Source organism: Bradyrhizobium sp. 26S5, assembly GCF_036923295.1.
In the GTDB taxonomy this organism is placed as follows: Bacteria; Pseudomonadota; Alphaproteobacteria; order Rhizobiales; family Xanthobacteraceae; genus Bradyrhizobium; species Bradyrhizobium septentrionale.
In genome coordinates, this window is sequence record NZ_CP145948.1 from 2818874 (window position 1) to 2839885 (window position 21012).

At 64.6% G+C, this 21012-nt stretch carries 14 protein-coding genes and 2 pseudogenes; 12 read left to right on the plus strand and 4 right to left on the minus strand.

Annotated elements, in window-relative coordinates; translation table 11 throughout:
* The first annotated feature begins 93 nt into the window (after positions 1 to 93).
* Positions 94 to 512 (plus strand): annotated as a pseudogene (locus tag V5279_RS13145) (nuclear transport factor 2 family protein).
* A gap of 298 nt (positions 513 to 810) precedes the next feature.
* A complete protein-coding gene (locus tag V5279_RS13150; RefSeq protein ID WP_338697908.1) occupies positions 811 to 3372 on the plus strand; it encodes a fused MFS/spermidine synthase in 2562 nt (853 codons plus the stop codon).
* 207 nt (positions 3373 to 3579) lie between these two features.
* Here the strand turns inward: V5279_RS13150 and V5279_RS13155 are convergent, their stop codons facing one another.
* Positions 3580 to 4338, minus strand: a complete 759-nt coding sequence (locus V5279_RS13155) for a GntR family transcriptional regulator (protein WP_338697910.1) — start codon at positions 4336 to 4338, stop codon at positions 3580 to 3582.
* Positions 4339 to 4540: 202 nt separating this feature from the next.
* On the opposite strand from V5279_RS13155, the gene V5279_RS13160 reads away from it, so the two are divergent.
* From V5279_RS13160 to V5279_RS13180, 6 genes and pseudogenes are all read left to right on the plus strand, one after another.
* Complete coding sequence (locus tag V5279_RS13160; RefSeq protein ID WP_338697912.1) at positions 4541 to 5395, plus strand: ABC transporter ATP-binding protein; 855 nt, start codon at positions 4541 to 4543, stop codon at positions 5393 to 5395.
* A gap of 2 nt (positions 5396 to 5397) precedes the next feature.
* Positions 5398 to 6174: an ABC transporter permease gene (locus tag V5279_RS13165; protein ID WP_338697914.1), complete on the plus strand. Its 777-nt coding sequence runs from the start codon at positions 5398 to 5400 to the stop codon at positions 6172 to 6174.
* 45 nt (positions 6175 to 6219) lie between these two features.
* Positions 6220 to 7245: an ABC transporter substrate-binding protein gene (locus V5279_RS13170; RefSeq protein WP_338697916.1), complete on the plus strand. Its 1026-nt coding sequence runs from the start codon at positions 6220 to 6222 to the stop codon at positions 7243 to 7245.
* Between the two features lie 174 nt (positions 7246 to 7419).
* The gene (locus tag V5279_RS13175; RefSeq protein WP_338697918.1) at positions 7420 to 8862 is read left to right on the plus strand and encodes an amidohydrolase family protein; all 1443 of its coding nucleotides are present in this window, start codon (positions 7420 to 7422) and stop codon (positions 8860 to 8862) included.
* Positions 8863 to 9001: 139 nt separating this feature from the next.
* Positions 9002 to 9781: pseudogene (locus tag V5279_RS47070) on the plus strand (biotin carboxylase N-terminal domain-containing protein); the annotation flags it as partial.
* Between the two features lie 52 nt (positions 9782 to 9833).
* Positions 9834 to 12299: an acetyl-CoA carboxylase family protein gene (locus V5279_RS13180; protein ID WP_414645924.1), complete on the plus strand. Its 2466-nt coding sequence runs from the start codon at positions 9834 to 9836 to the stop codon at positions 12297 to 12299.
* A 228-nt stretch (positions 12300 to 12527) separates the two neighbouring features.
* On the opposite strand, the gene V5279_RS13185 is transcribed toward V5279_RS13180, so the two are convergent.
* Together V5279_RS13185 and V5279_RS13190 are read right to left on the minus strand one after the other, a co-directional pair.
* Positions 12528 to 13490 (minus strand): IS110 family transposase, encoded by a 963-nt coding sequence (locus V5279_RS13185; RefSeq protein ID WP_166301254.1) that lies wholly within the window; start codon positions 13488 to 13490, stop codon positions 12528 to 12530.
* A 760-nt stretch (positions 13491 to 14250) separates the two neighbouring features.
* Positions 14251 to 15885: an NAD(P)/FAD-dependent oxidoreductase gene (locus V5279_RS13190; RefSeq protein ID WP_338697920.1), complete on the minus strand. Its 1635-nt coding sequence runs from the start codon at positions 15883 to 15885 to the stop codon at positions 14251 to 14253.
* A 234-nt stretch (positions 15886 to 16119) separates the two neighbouring features.
* Here V5279_RS13190 and V5279_RS13195 point away from each other — a divergent pair, with 234 nt between their 5' ends.
* The 4 genes from V5279_RS13195 to V5279_RS13210 all read left to right on the plus strand — a co-directional run bounded on the left by V5279_RS13195 (position 16120) and on the right by V5279_RS13210 (position 20617).
* On the plus strand, positions 16120 to 17337 hold the full coding sequence (locus tag V5279_RS13195; protein WP_338697922.1) for a cytochrome P450: 1218 nt from the start codon (positions 16120 to 16122) through the stop codon (positions 17335 to 17337).
* 117 nt (positions 17338 to 17454) lie between these two features.
* Positions 17455 to 19053, plus strand: coding sequence for a GMC family oxidoreductase (locus V5279_RS13200; RefSeq protein WP_338697924.1), 1599 nt, complete (start codon positions 17455 to 17457; stop codon positions 19051 to 19053).
* Between the two features lie 7 nt (positions 19054 to 19060).
* Positions 19061 to 19510: a hypothetical protein gene (locus V5279_RS13205; protein WP_338697926.1), complete on the plus strand. Its 450-nt coding sequence runs from the start codon at positions 19061 to 19063 to the stop codon at positions 19508 to 19510.
* A gap of 84 nt (positions 19511 to 19594) precedes the next feature.
* Positions 19595 to 20617 (plus strand): S1C family serine protease, encoded by a 1023-nt coding sequence (locus V5279_RS13210; RefSeq protein ID WP_166297952.1) that lies wholly within the window; start codon positions 19595 to 19597, stop codon positions 20615 to 20617.
* Between the two features lie 182 nt (positions 20618 to 20799).
* Here the strand turns inward: V5279_RS13210 and V5279_RS13215 are convergent, their stop codons facing one another.
* On the minus strand, positions 20800 to 20904 hold the full coding sequence (locus V5279_RS13215) for an alpha/beta fold hydrolase (RefSeq protein WP_414645925.1): 105 nt from the start codon (positions 20902 to 20904) through the stop codon (positions 20800 to 20802).
* Between the last annotated feature and the right edge of the window lie 108 nt (positions 20905 to 21012).

A 21012-nucleotide genomic window follows, 5' to 3' on the forward strand; every position in this document is an offset into this window, starting at 1 on the left:
ATTGTGTGCAGTTTATGAGCCTGATTGTCCAAGAAATGTGCATACACTTTGCCGGCCGGATTGTAGAGTTTTGCGAATTCCTGGAGGCCCGCCATGTCCGTCACCGCCAAAGCCGATGTCCGCCCGCTGTCCGATGCCGAGATCGTCGAAGCCTACCTGACCGCGTCGATGATCCCCGATCCCGATGCGGCGGCGGCCTATATGAAGCCTGGCACGGTGATAACTTCACCGGCGGGCGCGAATTCGACCATCCGCGCGGGCCGACCGGCTTCAACGCCAAGCGCTATCGCTGGGTGAAGAAGCGGATGGACCGCTTCGACGTCTGCCCCGGCGCAGGCGAGACCGTGGTCTACAGCGTCGGCACGCTCTACGGCGAATGGATCGACGGCACGCCGTTCGAAGGCAACCGCTATGTCGACCGCTTCGTGGTCAGGGGTGGCCAGATCGTCAAGATGGACGTCTGGAACGACAGCGCCGAGCGGATCCTAGTGCAGCGGGGGATCGAGGGGTAGGCGGCAAGCGCGCCTCATCTCGGTCCGTCATCCTGAGGTGGCCGCTTCTTCAGCGGCCCTCGAAGGATCGACGGCCACCAGCGGGGCCGTTCATCCTTCGAGGCTCGCCCAGCGGTGCAAGTGCACCGCAAGGCTCGCACCTCAGGATGACGGGGATAGAGTAGTGGGAACTGCTGGCGCCGCACCACCTTCGCCGGCTTCACCACCCGCTCTGCACCCGCCTCGTCCACCGCCCCATAAGGGCAATATTAACCGCATTTGCCTTACCTGTTCTCCCGTTCAGCGGGAGAGCCGTCCAGTGCGCAATCGTGATGGTGTTCGAGACACCATAAGCCTGAAGAACCGGGTTCTGGTCACGGCGATCTTTCTGGCATCGGGCGCGGCATCCCTGATCCTTCAGGTTCTCTGGTTCAAGCAACTGCAATTCGTGCTGGGAAGCGCGACCGTCTCCGTCAGCGTCACGGTGGCAAGCTTCTTTTTCGGTCTCTCGCTCGGCCGCGCGCTCGGTGGCCGGATCGCCGACACTGTCAGCCGCCCCCTGAAAATCTACGGGTTTCTCGAACTCGCCCTCGCAGTCGTTTCCCTGGCGGTCACCGCGTTACTGTCGCACTGGTCGACATGGGTGGGCTGGCTGTCGCCGATGCTGGACCTGGAGTCTCCATTCCGGTTGCCGCTGATGGTAGCGCTGTCGCTCGCCATCCTGTCGTTGCCGACGATGTTGATGGGCGCGACGCTGCCGTTCCTGGTGAAATTCCTGACCCGCACCCAAACCGACCTCGCCAATCGCATCGGCCTGCTCTACGGGTTCAACACCCTGGGCGCCGCTATCGGCACGCTCGTTGTCGGCTTTGTCCTGATGGGCCTCTGGGGGATCACGGGATCGAGCCTGGTTGCCGCGGCGCTGTACATCTGCGTCGGCGGCGTGGCCCTCGTAGTTGCGCGCAACGCAAGCCCGCTGTCGCCGGTCACGGCAGCAGCGCCGGTGCAAACCGAAGGGCGGGAGCACGGCAGGACGTCCATCCTGATTGCGATCTTCGCGTGCTCCGGTTTTGTGTCGATCGCTTATGAAGTCGTCTGGTTCCGCTTCCTGACCAATGTCAGCACCTCGAGCGTTTTCGCTTTCTCGGGCATGCTCGGCGTTTACCTGCTGGGCCTGGTGACCGGTGCGCTGATCTGCGCCAGGCTGCTCGCACCCCGCAAGGATCAATTGCTGCGCTACTTCGCCGTCACGCAGTTGCTGATCGCGGTTGCGGCCACGCTCACCGTCGCAATCCTCGGCAAGGCGCGTACTGTGGGAGCAGTGCTGTCTCCCATCGTGTCGGGCCTGCTCCCGGTCCCGGTGCAGGAGCTTTTGGGCGGTGACGTTTCATTCTTCCTGATCTGCGCCGTTGCCCTGCTGCTGCCGACCACGCTGATCGGCATCAGTTTTCCGCTGGCCAGCGAATTGACCGTGATGCAGATGAGCGCGCTGGGCCGCAGGGTAGGCACGCTCTACGCCTTGAACACGATCGGCGGCGTCCTCGGCTCGCTGGCGGCGGGATTCCTTCTGATTCCCTATCTGGGCAGTCAGGGGGCGCTCACCGCACTGATTGTCCTGAACGTCCTGCTGTTCGCCGCGACGACCGTATCGCAACCGGGTCTTCTGAGAGAAGGCAGCCTGTGGCGGCAAGGAGCAATCGCCGCGAGCGTCATCGCCGTCGCGCTGCTGCTCCTCACGCCACACTATCTGGAACGGGTCCTGACCGCGATCGAAGGCGCAGATGTGCTCGAGCTGCGAGAAACCCGGCAGGCAACATTTGCGGTGGTCGAGTATCGCGAAAAGGCGGCGGGGACTTACCAGCAATTGGTGGTGAACTCGAAAAGCTATGCCAACAACCGTCCCGAGGGCAGGCGCTACATGGCCGCGATGGGGCACTATCCCATTCTGCTGCACCAGGGCCCGGTTGAAACGGCTGTCGTGATCTGCATCGGGACCGGAACCACGGTCGGTGCGGTCAGCACCCACAAAGAATTACAATCCATCGACGCGGTCGACCTGGCCTCGACGGTTTTCGAATTCGCGCCGCATTTCGTGCCGATCAACAAGCAATTCTATCAGAATCCCAAAGTGCATCAGATCGTCGCGGACGGGCGCCACTTCCTGCTCGGGACCAAGGAAACATTTGACGTCATCACCCTCGAGCCACCGCCGCCCCATGACGCCGGCGTCATCAACCTCTACACCGAGGAATTCTATGCGCTGGCAAAGCAGAAGATGCATTCCGGCGGCGTCCTCGCCCAATGGGTGCCGCTGGATTTCAACCGCGGCATTCTTCCGAAGATGATCCTCAAGGCTATGATGGGCCAATTCAAGCACGTCTCGCTGTGGCTGCCGTCCAGAATGGAAGGCGTGGCGATCGCCTCCGATGAACCCTTGAACATCGATCCTCGCGCGCTCGCCACGCGGATGTCCGCTCCCGCGGTGGCTGAAGACCTGACGGCAAACGGCTTGCGCTCGCCCGAAGATTTTCTGGCGACATTCATCGCCGCTGACGAAAAGCTCGCGGCCTTTGTCGGGGACGTACCGAGCCTCACGGACGATCAGCCGCGCCTCGAATATTACAACTGGTATCCGCTGAGTTCGATCAGCGTGGACGAATTGAAGCGCCTCCGCGAGCCCGTCGAGGACTATCTTGCCCCTCATTCCATCGACGAGGCCCGTCTCGACACCGCGCGCACGGTGGCCGATGCGATTCTGGATGAGCACAGAGCCACGGCTGACGGCGACAAATCCGCCGCCCGTGCAGCGCTTCGCCTGGCCGTCAAGCTGCAGCCGGACAATTCCTATATCGGCTTCCTGGACCGCAAGCTGCGGGAGTGAGCAGGCGGCCTCCGGGTGACGACCGCCGAGCGGATTTTGGTGCAGCGGGCGATCGAGGTGTAGGAGGCGCCCACTCTCTCCCCGTCATCCTGAGGTGGCCGCTTCTTCAGCGGCCCTCGAAGGATCGACGGCCACCGGCGGGGCCGTGCATCCTTCGAGACGCGCTACGCGCTCCTCAGGATGACGGGGATAGAGTAGCCGCAACCGTCAGCGCCGCGCCGCCTTCGGCAGCCTCACCACCCGATCGCCGGTCGCCTCATCCGCGTAGGGCGCCAGAATATCCAGCAGGTCCCGCCCGCGCTGCGGGCTCGGCGCGACCAGCGCGCGGGTGGCGACGGAGTCTAGATGGTGGTGCATCAGCTCCATCACCTTGGCGACGTCGCCCTTCACCAGCGCCGCGATGATCGCGCGGTGCTCGGTGATCGCGCATTCGGTTGAATGCGGCCGGCTGTACAGCGACAGCGTCAGGCAGCAGCGATAGGCGACTTCGCTGACATAACGCACCAGGATCGGGCTGTTCGTCATCTGGGCGAGCAGGATGTGGAATTCGGTGGCGAGCCGGATCGAGACCGCGTCGGTGCCGTCGCGGGCGTGATCCTCGGCGTCGACATGGGCGGTGAGCTCCGCGACCTGTGCCTTGGTTAGCTTGCCGGCGAGCTGCCGCACCACCAGCCGCTCCAGCTCGATGCGGATGTCGAAGGCATCGCGCGCCTCCTGCCAGCTCGGCGTCGCCACCACCGCGATGCGGTTGCGGCGCAGCTCGACGAGGCCCTCTGCGGCCAATTGCCCGAGCGCATGCCGCGCAATGGTGCGGCTGACGCCGAAACGCTCGCCGAGCGAATCCTCGGGCAGCTTTGCGCCGGGCTCCAGCGCCTGCTCGATGATCGCCCGCCGCAGCGCGCGGCAGATCACGCTGACCTTGTCTGACGATTCAGCCGTCTTGCTGCTGCCGGCGCGTCCCGCCATTGCCGCGAATCCCTCTTCAAAGGTGCTTCGAACGCCTGTTTATCATACCGGCGAAACAATCGGGCGCTCGAATTGCATGCAGTTTGGGCCGCCGATTGCCTGAAAGGAATCCCGCGCTCCGCCTGGAAATCGCGCGATCCCCTTGATTTTCAACGGGGCGGCCGCTGGCATCCAGCTTGCATGCACTTTGCTCGTGATGCGTATGCAACCAAACACCGAATTTGCCGGCGAGCCTGTTGCCGCCGGATCCGCGCCGACCGCGATCGAGCTGTCGGAAGCCTCCGTGACCTTCGGCCGCGGCGCCCGCGCCGTGCCGGCTCTGTCGACAACCACGCTGCGGATCGCCGACGGCGAGTTCGTCGCACTGGTCGGGCCGTCCGGCTGCGGCAAGTCCACCATCCTGCGGCTGGTGTCGGGCCTGGTGCGGCCGACCACCGGCGTCGTCATCGTCGGCGGCCGCGAGGTCTCGGCGCGCGCGATGCGGGTCGGCATGGCGTTCCAGAACCCGACCATGCTGCCGTGGATGACGATCGAGAAGAATATCATGCTGCCGCTGAAGATCGTCGAGCCGTTCCGCTCGCAGTTCCGCCGGCTGCGCAAGACCGAGTTCCGCGACAAGGCCAATGCGCTGCTCGAGCAGGTCGGGCTGAAAGGGTTTGGCGGCCGCTATCCCTGGCAGCTCTCCGGCGGCATGCTCCAGCGCGCCAATCTGTGCCGCGCGCTGATCCACGAGCCGCGCATGCTGCTGCTCGACGAGCCATTCGGCGCGCTCGACCAGTTCACCCGCGAGGAGCTGTGGGGAATCCTGCAAGAGCTCTGGATGACGCACAAGCCGACCGTGCTGCTGGTCACCCATGACCTGCGCGAGGCCGGCTTCCTCGCCAGCCGCATCTGCGTGATGAGCGCGCGGCCCGGCCGCATCCTCGACGACTCCAGCGTCGACTTCGCGCGCCCGCGCACCGTGGCGATGACCTTTGAGCCCGATTTTGTCGCGCTCAACCAGAAACTCCGCGCCTTCATCGTCGATGCGCGCACCGCTGCGCAAGAGGGAGCCTGACCATGTCCGTGTCAGATATCAGGCAGAAGGCCTGGTCCGCGGCCCTGATCGTGCTGTTCTTCGTCGCCTGGGAGCTGTTCTGCCTGATGACGGGGATGTCGGATCTCGTGCTGCCGCGGCCGTCGCAGATCTTCGTCACGCTGTTCGAGAAATTCCCGATCCTTTGGCCGCACATCATCCAGACATTGGTCACCACCATGATCGGCTTCGTGCTCGGCGTGGCGCTGGGCGTCGCACTCGGCGCCGTGATCGGGGTGTCAAAGACCGCCTACGACACCTGCTATCCGCTGCTGGTCGGCTTCTCGTCGATCCCGAAGGTCGCCGTGGTGCCGATCTTCGTGCTGTGGTTCGGCTCCGGCACGGTGCCGGCGGTGTTGACCTCGCTGTCGATCTGCTTCTTCCCGATCGTCGTCAACATCGCCACCGGCCTTGCCACCACCGAGCCCGAGCTCGAGGACGTGTTGAAGGCGCTCGGCGCCAGCAAGTTCGACATCCTCTGGAATGTCGGGCTGCCTCGGACGATGCCGTTCTTCTTTGCCTCGCTGAAGGTCGCGGTCTCCTACGCCTTTGTCGGCGCGGTGCTGTCGGAAACCGTCGCCTCGAACCGCGGCATCGGCAACGTGATGATGACGGCGTCCTCCAATTTCAATGTGCCGCTGGTGTTCGCCGGGTTGTTCGTCCTCGCCGGCCTCGGCGTCGCGCTCTACGTCCTGTTCTCGCTGATCGAGGGCCGGGTCACGGGCTGGGCGACGCGCAAGGATAATGTCATCGCCACCTGAAAATTGTTTCGTCCATCGCCGTTCACTGGAGTTGAGGAGGTCGTCATGCTGAAGACAATAGGCGCTGCGCTCGTGGGATTGACTCTGGTCGCGGGAGCGGCGCGTGCCGAGGAAACCACCATCAAGTTCACGCTGGGCTGGAAGACGCAAGGCAGCGATGCGGCGTTCTTCTATGCGAAGGACAATGGCTACTTCAAGGAGGAAGGCCTCAACGTCGTGATTGACCAGGGCGAGGGCTCCGGCGCGACGGTGACGCGCATCATGTCGGGCGCCTATGACGCCGGCTTCGGCGACGTCAACGCCATCATCCAGAATGCCTCGACCAGGCCGCAGGATGCGCCTGTGATGGTCTACATGATGTGGAACCAGCCGCCGTTCGCGATCGTCGCCAAGAATTCGAGCGGCATCAAGTCGATCAAGGATTTCGAGGGCCACACGCTCGGCGGCGCGCAGGGCACGCCGACCACGCGGCTGCTGCCGGTGTTCGTGCACAAGAACGGGCTCGACGGCGAGAAGATCAAGATCTCCAACATGGCGCCGAACCTGCAGGAGCCGATGCTGATCAAGGGCGACATTGACGCTGCGCTGGTCTTCAACATCACGAGTTACTTTAATCTCGTGTTGAACCGCCAGGATCCCGACAAGGATTTTAAGTGGTTCTCGTTCGGCGACTACGGGCTCGATCTCTATTCCAACGGCGTGATGGTGTCGCGCAAGCTGATCGCGTCGAACCCGAAGGCGGTGGCGGGTCTCGTCCGCGCCATCAACAAGGGCGCGATCGCGGTCGCCAAGGACCAGAACGCCGGCATGAAGGCCGCGCTGAACTATGACAATCTGATCAATGTCGATGTCGAGAAGCGCCGGCTGCAATATTCCTTCGAGAAGCTGATCGTCTCGCCGGAGATGAAGGACATCGGCATCGGCGACATCAAGGATGACCGCATGGTCCGCAACATCGGCTTCATCGTCGAGGGCTATCAGCTCGCCCGCGCGCCGACCCCGGCGGAAGTGTTTTCACGCGAATTTCTGCCGCCGCGCGCGGAGCGGGAGCTGGTGTACACTGCGAATTGACGCAGGTGAGCCAAGCTCCGGTCGCATCGGAATTGTGCTCCCTCTCCCGCTTGCGAGGGAGGGCCGGGGTGGGGGCTCTCCCCACGAGCCGCATCGTGGAGAAAGCCACCGCCCGCCGCGCTCCGCGCGTCGACCTCCCCCGCAAGCGGGAGAGGTGAAGGGGAAGCGAGCATCATGACCAACGAAGTCACGGCAACCCGCTTGTTCTCCAGCCCTGATCGCGGCACCCGCAACGACGTCGTACTTCATCACGATGGCGGTATCATCACCGGCATCTCGGAAGGCGCAGCTCCTGAGGTCGCCCCGCGCTCTCTCATCCTCCCCGCCTTCGTCAACGCCCACGACCACGCCCGCCCGCGGGCATCCAGCTTCGGCGCTGTCGGCATGCCACTGGAGAGCTGGATCCTGCGCACGGTGGTGGGCACGCCGGTCGATCCTTATTTCGCCGCGGCCTCCGCGCTGGCGCGCGCGGCGCAGGCCGGCTGCGCGGCGCTGATGGTGCACTACACCCGGCCGAGCGGCATCATGCCGCTGCTCGACGAGACCAGGGCGATTGCGTGGGCCGCCGGCGATGTCGGCATCCGCATCGGCTTTGCGATCGCGGTGCGCGACCAGAACCCGATCGTCTATGGCGACGGCGAGCCGGTGCTGTCGGCCCTCGACAGCGACGATCGCAAGACGATCGAAAAACTGTTCGTCCGCGCGCCGATGTCGCCGAAGGCCTATATCGAGCTGACCGACGCCATCGCGGCGGCGATCGGCGGGCCGATGGTCGATGTGCAGCTTGGGCCCGCCGGCGTGCAGTGGTGCTCGAAGCCGCTCCTGGAGGCGGTCGCGGACAATTCCGCGCAGACCGGACGCCGCATCCACATGCATCTGCTCGAGACGATCTATCAGCGCGCCTGGGCGGATGAGCATTTTCCTGATGGCATCGTCCGCTATCTCCGCGACATCGGCTTTCTCTCCGAGCGGCTGACGCTTGCGCATTGCATCCATGCCCGGCCCGACGAGATCGAGATGATCGCGGCCTCAGGCGCGCGTATCGTCACCAATTTCTCCTCCAACCTGCATCTGCGCTCCGGGCTGGCGCCGATCGCGGCGGCGCACGCTTGCGGCTGCGCGATAGCGGTCGGCGTCGATGGTCTGGCGCTCGATGAGGATGACGATGTGCTGCGCGAGATGCGCCTCGTGCAGATGATGCATGGCGGTCTCGGCTTTCAGCGCACCTGGACCCCGCACGAATTCTTCGCGCTCGCGATCCGCAACGGCCGCCGTGTCACCGGCGGGCCGGGGACCGGCGAGCTTGCCGTCGGTGCGCCGGCCGATTTCGTCAGCATCGATCTCGACCGTCTCGAGGGCGATCAGATATTGCCGGCCGATCCGCTGGATTTGCTATTCGCGCGCGGCAATGCGTCGCTGGTCCGGGACGTGGTCGCCGACGGACGCACCATCGTCAGCAATGGTCGGTGCGTGGGTGTCGACCTTCCTGCTATCGAGCAGGAACTGCGCGGCCTCTACCGCGCGAGCGCTGCTACATACGCGCATGTGCTGCGCGCATGGCCGCGTCTTTCAGTATCGTTGCAAAACTGGTTCGAGACACAACTCACCTGCAACTAGGCTGAGAGCATTCGCCTCGCATCGCGCGGCAAGCGCGGTCGGCCTCGCGCGAATTCCGTCAAACGGAAGAAAATTCCACTTGCAACACTTTCGGCGCGCGGCTTCAAGTTCAAACAGAAGCGCAAGGCTGGAATCGATCATGTCCTTCAAGAAATTGCTGATTGCCAACCGCGGTGAGATCGCCATCCGCATCGCCCGTGCCGCGGCCGAGAGCGGCCTTGCCACGGTCGCCATCTATCCCGCCGACGATGCGGCCTCGCTGCATGTCCGCGCCGCCGACGATGCCTGCGAGATCCCCGGCCGCGGCGCGCGCGCCTATCTGGACATCGAGGCGGTGATCGCGGCGGCCAGGGCTGCGGGCTGCGATGCGCTGCATCCGGGCTATGGCTTCCTCAGCGAGAATACGCAGCTGGCACGGCGTTGCGCCGAGGAGAAGATCATTTTCGTCGGCCCGTCGCCGGAGGCGCTCGACCTGTTCGGCGACAAGGCCAAGGACCTCGCGAGAAAATGCGGCGTGCCTGTTATCGCCGGCACCGCGGGCGCGACCTCGCTCGACGAGGCAAAAGCCTTCTTCACCTCGCTCGGCGCGAACGCCGCCGTGATGATCAAGGCGATCGCCGGCGGCGGCGGGCGCGGTATGCGCGTGGTCGAGGACGCCGCAAAACTCGAGGAGGCCTATGCGCGCTGCCAATCGGAGGCCAAGGCGGCGTTCGGCAACGATGCCGTCTATGTCGAACGGCTGATCCGGAAAGCGCGTCACATCGAGGTGCAGATCATCGGCGACCGCCACGGCGCGATCAGCCATCTCTGGGAGCGCGAATGCACGATCCAGCGCCGCAACCAGAAGCTCATCGAGGTGGCGCCGAGTCCGTCGCTGAGCGACGGCTTGCGCGCCCGCATCATCGAGGCGGCGAAGCAGCTTGCGTCAGCCGCGCGCTACGACAATCTCGGCACCTTCGAATTCCTGGTCGATGACGAGGCCGGGGGAGGGGGAGGGCGCCTTCGCCTTCATCGAGGCCAATCCGCGGCTGCAGGTCGAGCACACCGTCACCGAGGCGGTGCTCGGCGTCGATCTCGTGCGGTCGCAGCTCGCGGTCGCCGCCGGCGCCACGCTGGCCTCGCTTGGGCTGGCGCAATCAGCGGTGCCGCTGCCGCGCGGCTATGCCATGCAGCTCCGTGTCAACATGGAGGTGATGGACGAGAAGGGCGTGACAAAGCCGACCGGCGGCACGCTCAGTGTGTTCGACCTGCCGTCCGGCCCCGGCGTCCGCGTCGATACGTTCGGCTATTCCGGCTATCGCACGAGTGCCGCGTTCGACTCGCTCTTGGCAAAAGTCATCGTGCACTCGTCGAGCCAAAAATGGTCGGACGTGGTGCACAAGGCGTCGCGCACTCTGCGCGAATTCCGGATCGGCGGCGTCGTCACCAACATCCCGTTGCTCGGCGCAATCCTGGCGCATCAGAGTTTTGCGCGGAACAAGATCAGCACCAACTTCATCGATACCCATGTGGCGGCGCTGGTCGGCACGGCCAGGGATCTCGCGGCGCCATTGGTCGAGGTGAGCGAGGCGGCGACGGCCAAGTCCGTTGCCACCGAAGCGGCGCCCGAAGGATCGCTTCCGGTGCCCGCGCCGTTGCAGGGCACGATCGTGGCGATCGAGGTTGCGGAAGGCGATCTGGTCCGTCCCGGCCAGCAGATCGCCGTGCTGGAATCGATGAAGATGGAGCATCTCGTTGCTGCGCCACATGGCGGCCGCGTCACGAAGATCGCGGGCGGTCCCGGCGTCACCTTGATGCATGGCGAGCCGATCCTGTTCCTCGAGCCTGCCGAGGTAGACGGCCATCACGCCGCGGAAGAGGCCGCGATCGATCTCGATCACATCCGCCCTGATCTGGCCGAGCTGATCGCGCGCAAGGCGATCACGCTGGACGAGAACCGTCCGGCCTCGGTCGAGCGCCGCCGCAAGACCAACCAGCGCACCGCGCGCGAGAACATCGCGCAGCTGGTCGATGAGGGCTCGTTCGTCGAATACGGCTCACTCGCGATCGCGGCGCAGCGCCGCCGCCGCAAGGTCGAGGACCTCATCAAGAACACGCCGGCCGACGGGTTGATCTCAGGCGTCGCCACCGTCAACGCGAAAGACTTCGGTCCCGAAGGCGCGCGCTGCATGGTGATCTCCTACGACTACACCGTGCTGGCCGGTACCCAGGGCCATATGAACCACAAGAAGATCGACCGCATGCTCTCGCTGACCGAGCAGTGGCGGCTTCCGCTGGTGTTCTACGCCGAGGGCGGCGGCGGCCGCCCCGGCGATACCGACCGGCTCGGCATGACCGGGCTCGATGGCCCGTCCTTCGTGCAGTTCGCAAAGTTGTCCGGACTCGTGCCTGTTGTCGGCGTGGTCTCCGGCTATTGCTTTGCCGGCAATGCCGCGATGCTCGGTGTCTGCGACGTGATTATCGCCACCAAGAATGCCTCGATCGGCATGGGCGGCCCCGCGATGATCGAGGGCGGCGGGCTCGGAGTCTATCATCCGGCCGAGGTCGGCCCTGTCTCGTTCCAGTCGCCGAACGGCGTGATCGACATCCTCGTGGAGGACGAGGAAGAGGCGACGGCGGTGGCGCAGAAATATCTGTCCTACTTCCAGGGCGCGGTGAAAGACTGGACCGCGCCGGACCAGCGGCTGCTGCGCCGGGCGATCCCGGAAAATCGGCTGCGGGTCTACGACATCCGCACCGTGATCGATCTGATCGCCGACGAAGGCTCGGTGCTGGAGATCCGGCGCGACTTCGGCGTCGGCATGATCACGGCCTTCATCCGCATCGAAGGCAAGCCGTTCGGCCTGATCGCCAACAATCCAAAACATCTCGGCGGCGCCATCGATGCTGCGGCCGGCGACAAGGCCGCGCGCTTCATGCAGCTCTGCGACGCCTTCGACATCCCGATCGTCTCGCTCTGCGACACACCGGGATTCATGGTCGGGCCCGAGGCCGAGAAGACCGCGATCGTGCGCCATGTCGCGCGGATGTTCGTCACCGGCGCCAGCATCACGGTGCCGCTGTTCGGCGTGGTGCTGCGCAAGGGCTATGGCCTCGGCGCGCAATCGATGATCGGCGGCGGCTTCCACGCCTCGTTCTTCACGGTGGCGTGGCCGACCGGCGAGTTCGACGGCATGGGTCTCGAAGGCTATGTCCGCCTCGGCTTCCGCAAGGAGATGGAAGCGATCGCGGATCCCCTCGAGCGCGAGAAGTATTTCCAGACCAAGGTCGCCGAGCTCTACGCCAACGGCAAGGCGGTCTCGATCGCCTCGGTCTTGGAGATCGACGAGGTGATCGACCCCGCCGACACCAGGCACTGGATCATGGCCGGCCTGCGCTCGGTGCCGAAGCCGGAGCCACGGACCCACCGCAAAAGGCCGTGTATCGATGCGTGGTAGCGAAGCTGGATGCGTAGCAACCATTAGCTCTTTCGGTTGTGTGCGATTGAATTGTCCGATCGCCGTTGAGACTGACGCCGTGCTCGCGGCCATCAAGGCGTGGCCTGTTGAGGATGAGGATGTGGTGGCATTTGAGCGACGGCCATCCTTGACGGCCGCTGTGCGCGACGTCCTGGTGACGGCAGGTCGGGACGAAGAAACGGCGCCCCGGTCGAACAAAGAAACGCTTCAGGCTGCTGGAACAGCTGACATGTCAGCTTGCCAAGGGGTGCCTCGGGCCACCACGGCGTTGATGAAGACAAGCAGCTTCCTGGCGCAGGCGATCAGCGCGCGCTTGTGACCCTTACCGGCGGCGATCAGTCGCTTGTAAAGGGCGATGAGCTGCGGATTCCAGCGGAACGACGCCGCCAGCGCTGCAGCATAGAGCGCCTCTCGCAGGCGCTTGCGTCCACCGATGATGTGACGAGCGCCAATATGCTCTCCGCTGTCGTCATCATAAGGCGCAAGGCCCGCAAGAGCTGCGGCCTGCTCGCGGCTGATTTGGCCGATCTCCGGCATGCGCACCAGAATGGCGACCGCAGTCGGCAGCCCGGCCCCGCCGACGCTGTAGATCAGATCGAGCCGGGCAGCGAGATCGTGCTGTTCGCGGATCGCTGCCACCAAAGCCTTGAACTCGACGCGTTCGCGCTTGGCCAGGCGGACGATATCTTCCTTCCAGAGCTTTTGGATACGCGCATCGCGACAGCTCTCGAGCCGGTTCTTGAACCGCGTGATATCCTCTCCGATCTGATCGATCAGTGTCAGCTGCCCGGCCAAGGGCGATAACCTTGCGTCAGGGGCCGGGTGGATCTTGTTGACCGCAGCGGCGCAGGCGGCGATCAGCGCGGCATCGATCCGATCGTTCTTGGCACGTTGCCCGCGGTATTTGGCATAGGCACGCACCTGCGCCGGCTGGAACACCACGACGACAAACCGCATGCGCCGTAACTCGGCGACGACGGCTTGCTCATAGCCACCGCTCGCCTCGATCCCAACCCGCTTGACCTTGCGCCGCCCAAGCCACTCCAGCAGCGCCTTGTGACCTTCCGCCGTGTTCTCCACCTGCAGCTGCTCCGAGTTGCCGTCGAGCGCCACGTCGAGCTTGCGCTTGCCGGTATCGATCCCGGCACAGATTGTGGTACGCTTGGCCATCTTCCTCGACCCTCCCTTGTGATGCGAACCTAAAGTTCGTTCAACCATGCGGGTCCCGATGAAGTGCCGATCGCGATCTTGCTACGAATAACAGCCCTCAAGGCTTCGATGGGTAACGATCCGATCGATCAGCGGCCCAGCCCGGGCGGCCACCCGAGCTGGGCCATTCCTCACGGAACGAGGCCAGTCTAACCCAGCGCGCTAATACAAGGATGGGTAGAGCGAAGCGAAACCCATCAATTCTTCATCCGCGGCGCAAATGATGGGTATCGCTTCGCTCCACCCATCCTACGGGGGTGAATTCGGATAGCGCGCGTCGTGCGGCACCCCTCTCCCTAACCCTCCCCCGCAAGGGGGGGAGGGAACCCTACCGCCGGTGCGTCCCTCACGCGCCAATCACTGAGTTGCCCGACGTGGCAAAGCACGGATAATCATGTGGTGAGAATGCGAAGCTGTGTCCCCATCCTCATCTGTCATCGCCTGGCTTGACCGGGCGATCCAGTACGCCGCGGCCTCTCGGTCGAAGCACCGCTGCCTCTGGAATACTGGATCACCCGCGTGCGCGGGTGATGACACCGAATGCTTGGCTGTTTGACGGTTAAATCAGCTCTAAGCTCTGTCATGCCCGCGCAAAGGCTTTGCCTTTGTCGCTGGAGGTGCGAGTGGAGCGAGCCTCGAAGGGTGCACGGCCCGACTGGTGGCCGTCGATCCTTCGAGACGCGCTACGCGCTCCTCAAGGATGACGGGTCTGCGCTCCGAACTACCCCAGCCGCAACTCGACATACCCCTGCGCCGCGACCGCGTCGCAGCGTTCGCGATAAGCGGGCGCGCTGCCGCTGTAGCGGGCGACGATGCGGGTCTGCTTGCCCTCGACGTTGCGGTTGATGCCGGTCATCCAGGAATCGACCTCGTTGGACAGCAGGCCTGTGCCGAGCGCCTTGACATGATCGGTCCAGGCGAGCGTCCCCTCGGGTGTGGCGTCGAGCAAGGTCAGGCCCTTCGCTTTCGCGAAGCGGATCAGGCCGGTGACCCAGTCGACGCTGTATTCGATGCTGCGCGGGATGTTGCCGAGCGCGGTGTGCGGGCCCATCAGCATCATCATGTTGGGGAAGCCGTCGACCATCAGCCCCAGATAGGTTTCCGGGCCGTGCGTCCATTTCTCCTTCAGCCGCGCGCCGTGCGCGCCGCGGAGATCGATCTTGTCAAAACTGCCGGTGATGGCGTCGAAGCCGGTGGCGTAGATGATGATGTCGAAGGCGTAGTCGTTGTCGCTGGTGCGGATGCCCTCGGGCGTGATCTTTTCGATCGGCGTCTCCGAGATGTCGACCAGTTCGACATTGTCGCGGTTGTAGACCTCGTAATAGAAGGTCTCGAGCGGCAGCCGCCGCGTGCCGAAGCCGTGGTTCTTCGGGATCAGCTTCTCGGCGACCTCAGGGTTCTTGACGCGCTCACGGATCTTGCGCGCCACGAACTCGCCGATCGTCGCATTCGCCTTGCGGTCGATCAGGATATCCCTGAAATTGCCCTGCCAGATGCCGAAGCCGCGCTCGCCATAGAGTTTTTCGTAGAACGCCTCGCGCTCGGCATCGCTGACCTCGAAGGCGCCGCGCGGATCCGGCGTATGCACGAAGCAGGCAAAGGTCTCCTTGCAGCGCGCAAAGATCTCGGGATAGCCGGCCTTGATCCTCGCTTGCGTCTCGGCGTCGATCTTGCCGTTGTGCAGCGGCGCCGCCCAGTTGGCGGTGCGCTGGAACACGGTGAGGTGTCCGACCTCGCCGGCGATGGTCTGGATGGTCTGGATGCCGGTCGCGCCGGTGCCGATCACGGCGACGCGCTTGCCGGCGAAATCCACCTTCTGTTTCGGCCACCGCGCGGTGTGGAAGGACTGGCCCTTGAAATCGTCGCGGCCCTCGATGCGCGGCAAAGTCGGCGTCGACAGCGGGCCGATCGCCGTGATCAGGAAACGGCAGCTCCGTTGTGCGCCGTTCTCCAGCGTGACCTGCCAGCTCCGCGTGTCGTCCTGGTAGATCGCGGCCGCGACGCGGCTCTCGAACTGGATGTCGCGGCGCAGATCGAACTTGTCGGCGACGTAGTTGCAGTAGCGCAGGGTCTCGGGCTGGCCGGCGAAATGCTCCGACCATTCCCATTCCTGCAGCAGCTCCTTCGAGAACGAATAGCCGTAGGAATAGCTCTCCGAATCGAAGCGCGCGCCGGGATAGCGGTTCCAGTACCAGGTGCCGCCGACGCCGGTGCCGGCCTCGAACACCCGCGTTTTGAGGCCGAGCTCGCGCAGCCGGTACAGCTGGTACATGCCGGACAGCCCGGCGCCGATGATGATGACGTCGTAGTCCAGCGCAGCCGTCTGGGCGGTGTTGTCCTGGCGCAATGCGGCCACCTGTCGTTGCTCCCTGATCGGTTGATTGCCGGCAAGGCTAGCCGGTCTCACCGCTGCCGACAAACATCGAAGAGCGGGGCAGCTATCGGGATTTGCCGGGTGCGTCGGCCTGCGCGCATTCCGCGCGGCGGACTGTCCGCCCCGCGGCTTTACTCGGCCGCGGGATTGCCTCTATCGTCGGCCCGGCAACACGATCGCTCGCCAAGCGGCGACGGAACCAGCGGGAGTGAAGCGATGGGAGAGGCGCTGCGCAGGCCGACGTCGATAGACGTCAGCAACCCCCGGCTTTATCAGGACGACATTTGGCGGCCGCTGTTCGCGCAGCTCCGCCGCGATGATCCCGTGCATTATTGCGAGGCGTCGGCCTACGGCCCGTACTGGTCGGTGACGCGCTACGACGACATTTTTGCGGTCGAGCTGGATCACGACAACTATTCGTCGGAAATCGGCGGGATTCAGGTGGTCGATCAGCTCAAGGGCCAGGAAATCGCAAATTTCATCAGGATGGATCCGCCGGGCCATACCGCGCAGCGCCGCACGGTGGCCCCCATCGTGGCGCCGTCCAACCTCGCCAATTTCGAGCCGCTGATCCGCAAACGCACCTCTGCTGTGCTCGACGCGCTACCGCGCAACGAGACCTTCGACTGGGTCGAGCGGGTCTCGACCAATCTCACCAACATGATGCTGGCAACCTTGTTCGATTTTCCCTGGGAAGATCGCATGAAGCTGACCTGGTGGTCCGATGTCGCGATCGCCAACGTTGATTCGCCCGACGCTGTCGTGCATTCGGAGCACGAGCGTTTCGAGGAGATGGTCAAGATGGGCGAGTATTTTCGCAAATTATGGGATGCGCGCGCCGACGCGTCGCCGACCTTCGACCTGATCTCGATGCTGGTGCATTCGGAGGCGACGCGAAACCTGCAACCGCGCGAATTCCTCGGCACGCTGGCGCTTCTGATCGTCGGCGGTAACGACACCACGCGAAATTCGATGAGCGCTGGGTTGATAGCGCTGGTGGAAAACCCAGAGCAGTTCGAGCTGGTCCGCGCTCGCCGCGAGCTGATCCCGAACCTCGTCTCCGAGACGATCCGCTACCACACGCCGGTGCTGCATATGCGCCGCACTGCGCGCAACGATGTCGAGCTCGCCGGCCGCCGGATCAGGAAGGGCGACAAGGTGGTGATGTGGTACATCTCCGGCAACCGTGACGAGGCGAGAATCGAGCGTGCCGATGAATTCATCATCGACCGCGCCAAGCCGCGCCAGCATCTTGCCTTCGGCGCCGGTATCCACCGCTGCGTCGGCGACCGCCTCGCCGAGCAGCAACTCCGCATCCTCTGGGAGGAGGTCTTGGCGCGCGACCTGCGCTTTGAGATCATGGGCCCACCACAAAGGCTCTATTCCAATTTCATCCGCGGTATACGAAGCTTGCCGGTGAGAATCGTGAATTGAAGTTGTGGCTTGTCATTCCGGGATGGTCCGAAGGACCAGACCCGGAATCTCGAGATTCCGGGTTCGACGCTACGCATCGCCCCGGAATGACGGGATCATCAAGAACAAGGAATCGGAATGAACGATCCCGTTGACGTCCTGATCATCGGCGCCGGCGCCTCCGGCGCCGCGGTGGCCTGGAGCCTCGCCGATACCAAGATGCATATCCTCTGCCTCGATCAGGGCGGCTGGATGAACCCTGCCGAATATCCGAGCACCGGGCGCGACTGGGAGGCGAAATTCTACGGCGAGTGGTCGTCCAGCCCGAACATCCGCAAGCGGCCCGAGGACTATCCGATCAACGACGACAATTCGCCGATCAAGGTCGTCAATTTCAACGCGGTCGGCGGCTCGACCGTGATGTACACCGCGCATTGGCCGCGGCTGCATCCGTCCGACTTCAAGGTGAAGACGCTCGACGGCGTCGCCGACGACTGGCCGGTCGATTACGACGCGCTGACGCCGTTCTTCGAGGAGAACGATCGCATCATGGGCACGTCGGGCCTGTCGGGCGACCCGCTGTCGCCGCTGTCGCATCCGCCGATGCCGCCGCAGCCGCTCGGGCTGTCAGGCCCGCTGATCGGCAAGGCCATGAACAAGCTCGGCTGGCACTGGTGGCCGTCGGACACCACGGTCGCGACGATGGATTATGAGGGCAGGGCGCGCTGTATCAATCTCGGCCATTGTACGCCGGCCTGCGCGCAGGGCGCCAAGTCCTCGACCGACATCACCTACTGGCCGCACGCGATCCGCGCCGGGGTCGAGGTCAAGACTCATTGCCGGGTACGCGAGATCCTGACCAACGAGCACGGCATGGCGTCCGGCGTCGTGTACTACGACAAGGACGGCGTCGAGCAGTTTCAGCCGGCCGAGGTCGTCATCATCGCCTGCAACGGCGTCGGCACGCCGCGGCTGCTGCTGAACTCGGTGTCAGGGAAATTTCCGAACGGGCTGGCGAACTCGTCCGGCCTGGTCGGCAAGAACCTGATGTTCCACCCCTATGCGCAGATTTACGGCTATGTCGAAGAGCCGACCGATTCCAACCGGGCGCCGCCGACCTGCCTGTGGAGCAAGGAGTGGTATGACACGGATCTGTCGCGCGGCTTCGTCCGCGGCTACGGCGTCCAGTTCGTCCGCGGCGCGGGACCGGTATTCGAGGCCGTGACGAGCGAGCAGAAGGGCATTCTGCCCTGGGGTAAGGATCATCACCGCGCGTTCCGCAAGCTCAACGGTCATCGGCTCGGATTCTCGGCGATCTGTGAGGATCTTCCGGAGGAGCACAACCGCGTCACGCTCGATCCCGTGTTGAAGGACAGCCACGGCATTGCCGCGCCCAGGATCGACTACACGATCAGCGAGAACAGCCGGAAGATGATGGACCATGCGCTGGCGCGTGGCCGCGAAGTCCTCGAAGCCGCCGGCGCAACCGATTTCTGCATCAATGCGCCGATCCCGTGGGGCGGCTGGCATCTGCTCGGCACCGCGCGGATGGGCACCGATCCCGCGCGCTCCGTGGTCAACGAATGGGGCCGCTCGCACGACGTGAAGAACCTCTTCATCGTCGACGGCAGCATCTTCGTCACCTCGGGTGGCGTGAACCCGACCTCCACCATCCAGGCCCTCGCGCTCTACATCGCCGACCAGGTGAAGCAGCGCCTCGCCAATCTGTTCGATTGAGACCGTCATGTCCGATGCAAAAGAACTGACCGCAGCCCAGCGCGCCGATCTCCGCACCGTCGCCGCGATGATCGTTCCCGCGAGTGAAGAGTACAAGGTACCGGGCGCGGACGATGCCGCGATCCAGGCCGACATGCTGGCAACGCTCGGCCGCGATACTGCGCTGGTCGCGCAGGCGCTGGATCATCTGGCTGATCTCGCCGGCAAGCCGCTCGCCGAGCTCGACGATGCCAGGCGCGACGCGGTGGCGCAGGAGTTTCGTGCCCGCGGCGACGCTGCCGCGGCGACGCTCGTTCGCGTCGTGCTGCAATGCTACTACCGCGACGACCGCGTGTTGCGATCGCTAGGGCTCGATCCGCGCGCGCCGTTTCCCAAGGGGCATGTGCTGCCGGATGGCGACTGGTCGCTGCTCGATCCGGTCAGGGAGCGTGGCGGGACGCTGCGGCGGGCGCCCTAGCCAACAGGGCAGGGCTGCGCGGGGCGTAACCACTTGCGGCGGTGGGAGCCGGTCACCATCTGAGGAGACCAAAGGACTCTCGCCATGCTGGATTTTACCTCAGATGCCGCCGGTGACACGCCGTCATCGCGGGCGGCTGACGCTGCCCGTGATGATGACCGGGTTTTGCTGGATGCCTATTCCAATGCCGTGATCGACGTGACCGAACGCGTCGGCCCGGCCGTGGTCCGCGTCGAAACCGGGCCGAAGCTGCGCAACGCGCGGGAGCGCGGCGGGCTCGGTTCGGGGATCGTGATCTCGCCCGACGGGCTCGTGGTCACCAACAGCCATGTGGTCGGATCGTCGAAGGAAATCCGTCTGCGCGACACGGAGGGCTTCGACACCGACGCCCATGTGCTCGGCGTCGACCCCGACACCGACCTCGCGCTACTGCGGGCCGATGGCGCGCGCGATCTGGCCTATGCCTCGCTCGGCAACTCCAAGACGCTGCGGCGCGGCCAGTTGGTGGTCGCGATCGGCAATCCGCTCGGGTTTGAATCGACGGTGACCGCCGGCGTGGTGTCGGCGCTGGGACGCTCGATCCGCTCGGTCAGCGGGCGCACCATCGAGGACGTGATCCAGACCGACGCCGCGCTCAACCCCGGCAATTCCGGCGGGCCGCTGGTGTCGTCGAAGGGCGAGGTGATCGGGATCAACACCGCGATCATCAATGGCGCGCAGGGCATCTGCTTTGCGGTCGCCAGCAACACCGCGCAGTTCGTGCTGTCGGAGATCATCCGCCACGGCTATGTCCGCCGTGCCTATATCGGCGTCGCAGGGCAAACCGCGCCGGTGCCGCGGCGGCATGCGGTGCTCGCCGGTGTCGATAACAAGATGGGCGCGCTGCTGATGCAGATCGAGCCGGACAGCCCGGCGGCGCGGGCGGCGCTGTTGCCCGGTGACGTCGTGATCAGGCTCGACGGCGTCGAGATCCACGGTGTCGACGATCTGATCCGTGCGCTCGATCACAGCCGGATCGACCGCTCGCTCTCGATGGACGTGCTGCGCCTCGGCCGCCTCCGCGCGATCGACATCCATCCGATCGAGCGCAAGCCGGCGAAGCAGTGACTGCGACGCTATCCACGCGTGAGATGCACCCTCTCCCCTTGTGGGAGAGGGTCGCTTCGCGCAGCGAAGCGGGGTGAGGGGTCTGTCTCCGCGGATAGAGACCCCTCATCCGGCTCGCATCTGTCGATGCGAGCCACCTTCTCCCTCAAGGGGAGAAGGGAAGTGCAGGGCCTCGAGCGCTATTACTGCAGCGCCGCCAGCAGTTCGTCCGGCTGCTCGACCATCATCATGTGGCCCGCGCCCGGTAGCACCACAATACGGGCGTCCGGCGTCGCCGCATCGTCCACCAAACTGCACCTGCGCCGTCCGACGCGTGCCGCAAGCGGCCGCTCGGAAATTCTTTCCGACCGCCTGAGTGGTCGTGCTCTTGCAAAATGTCGGGTCTTGGAGGCGAA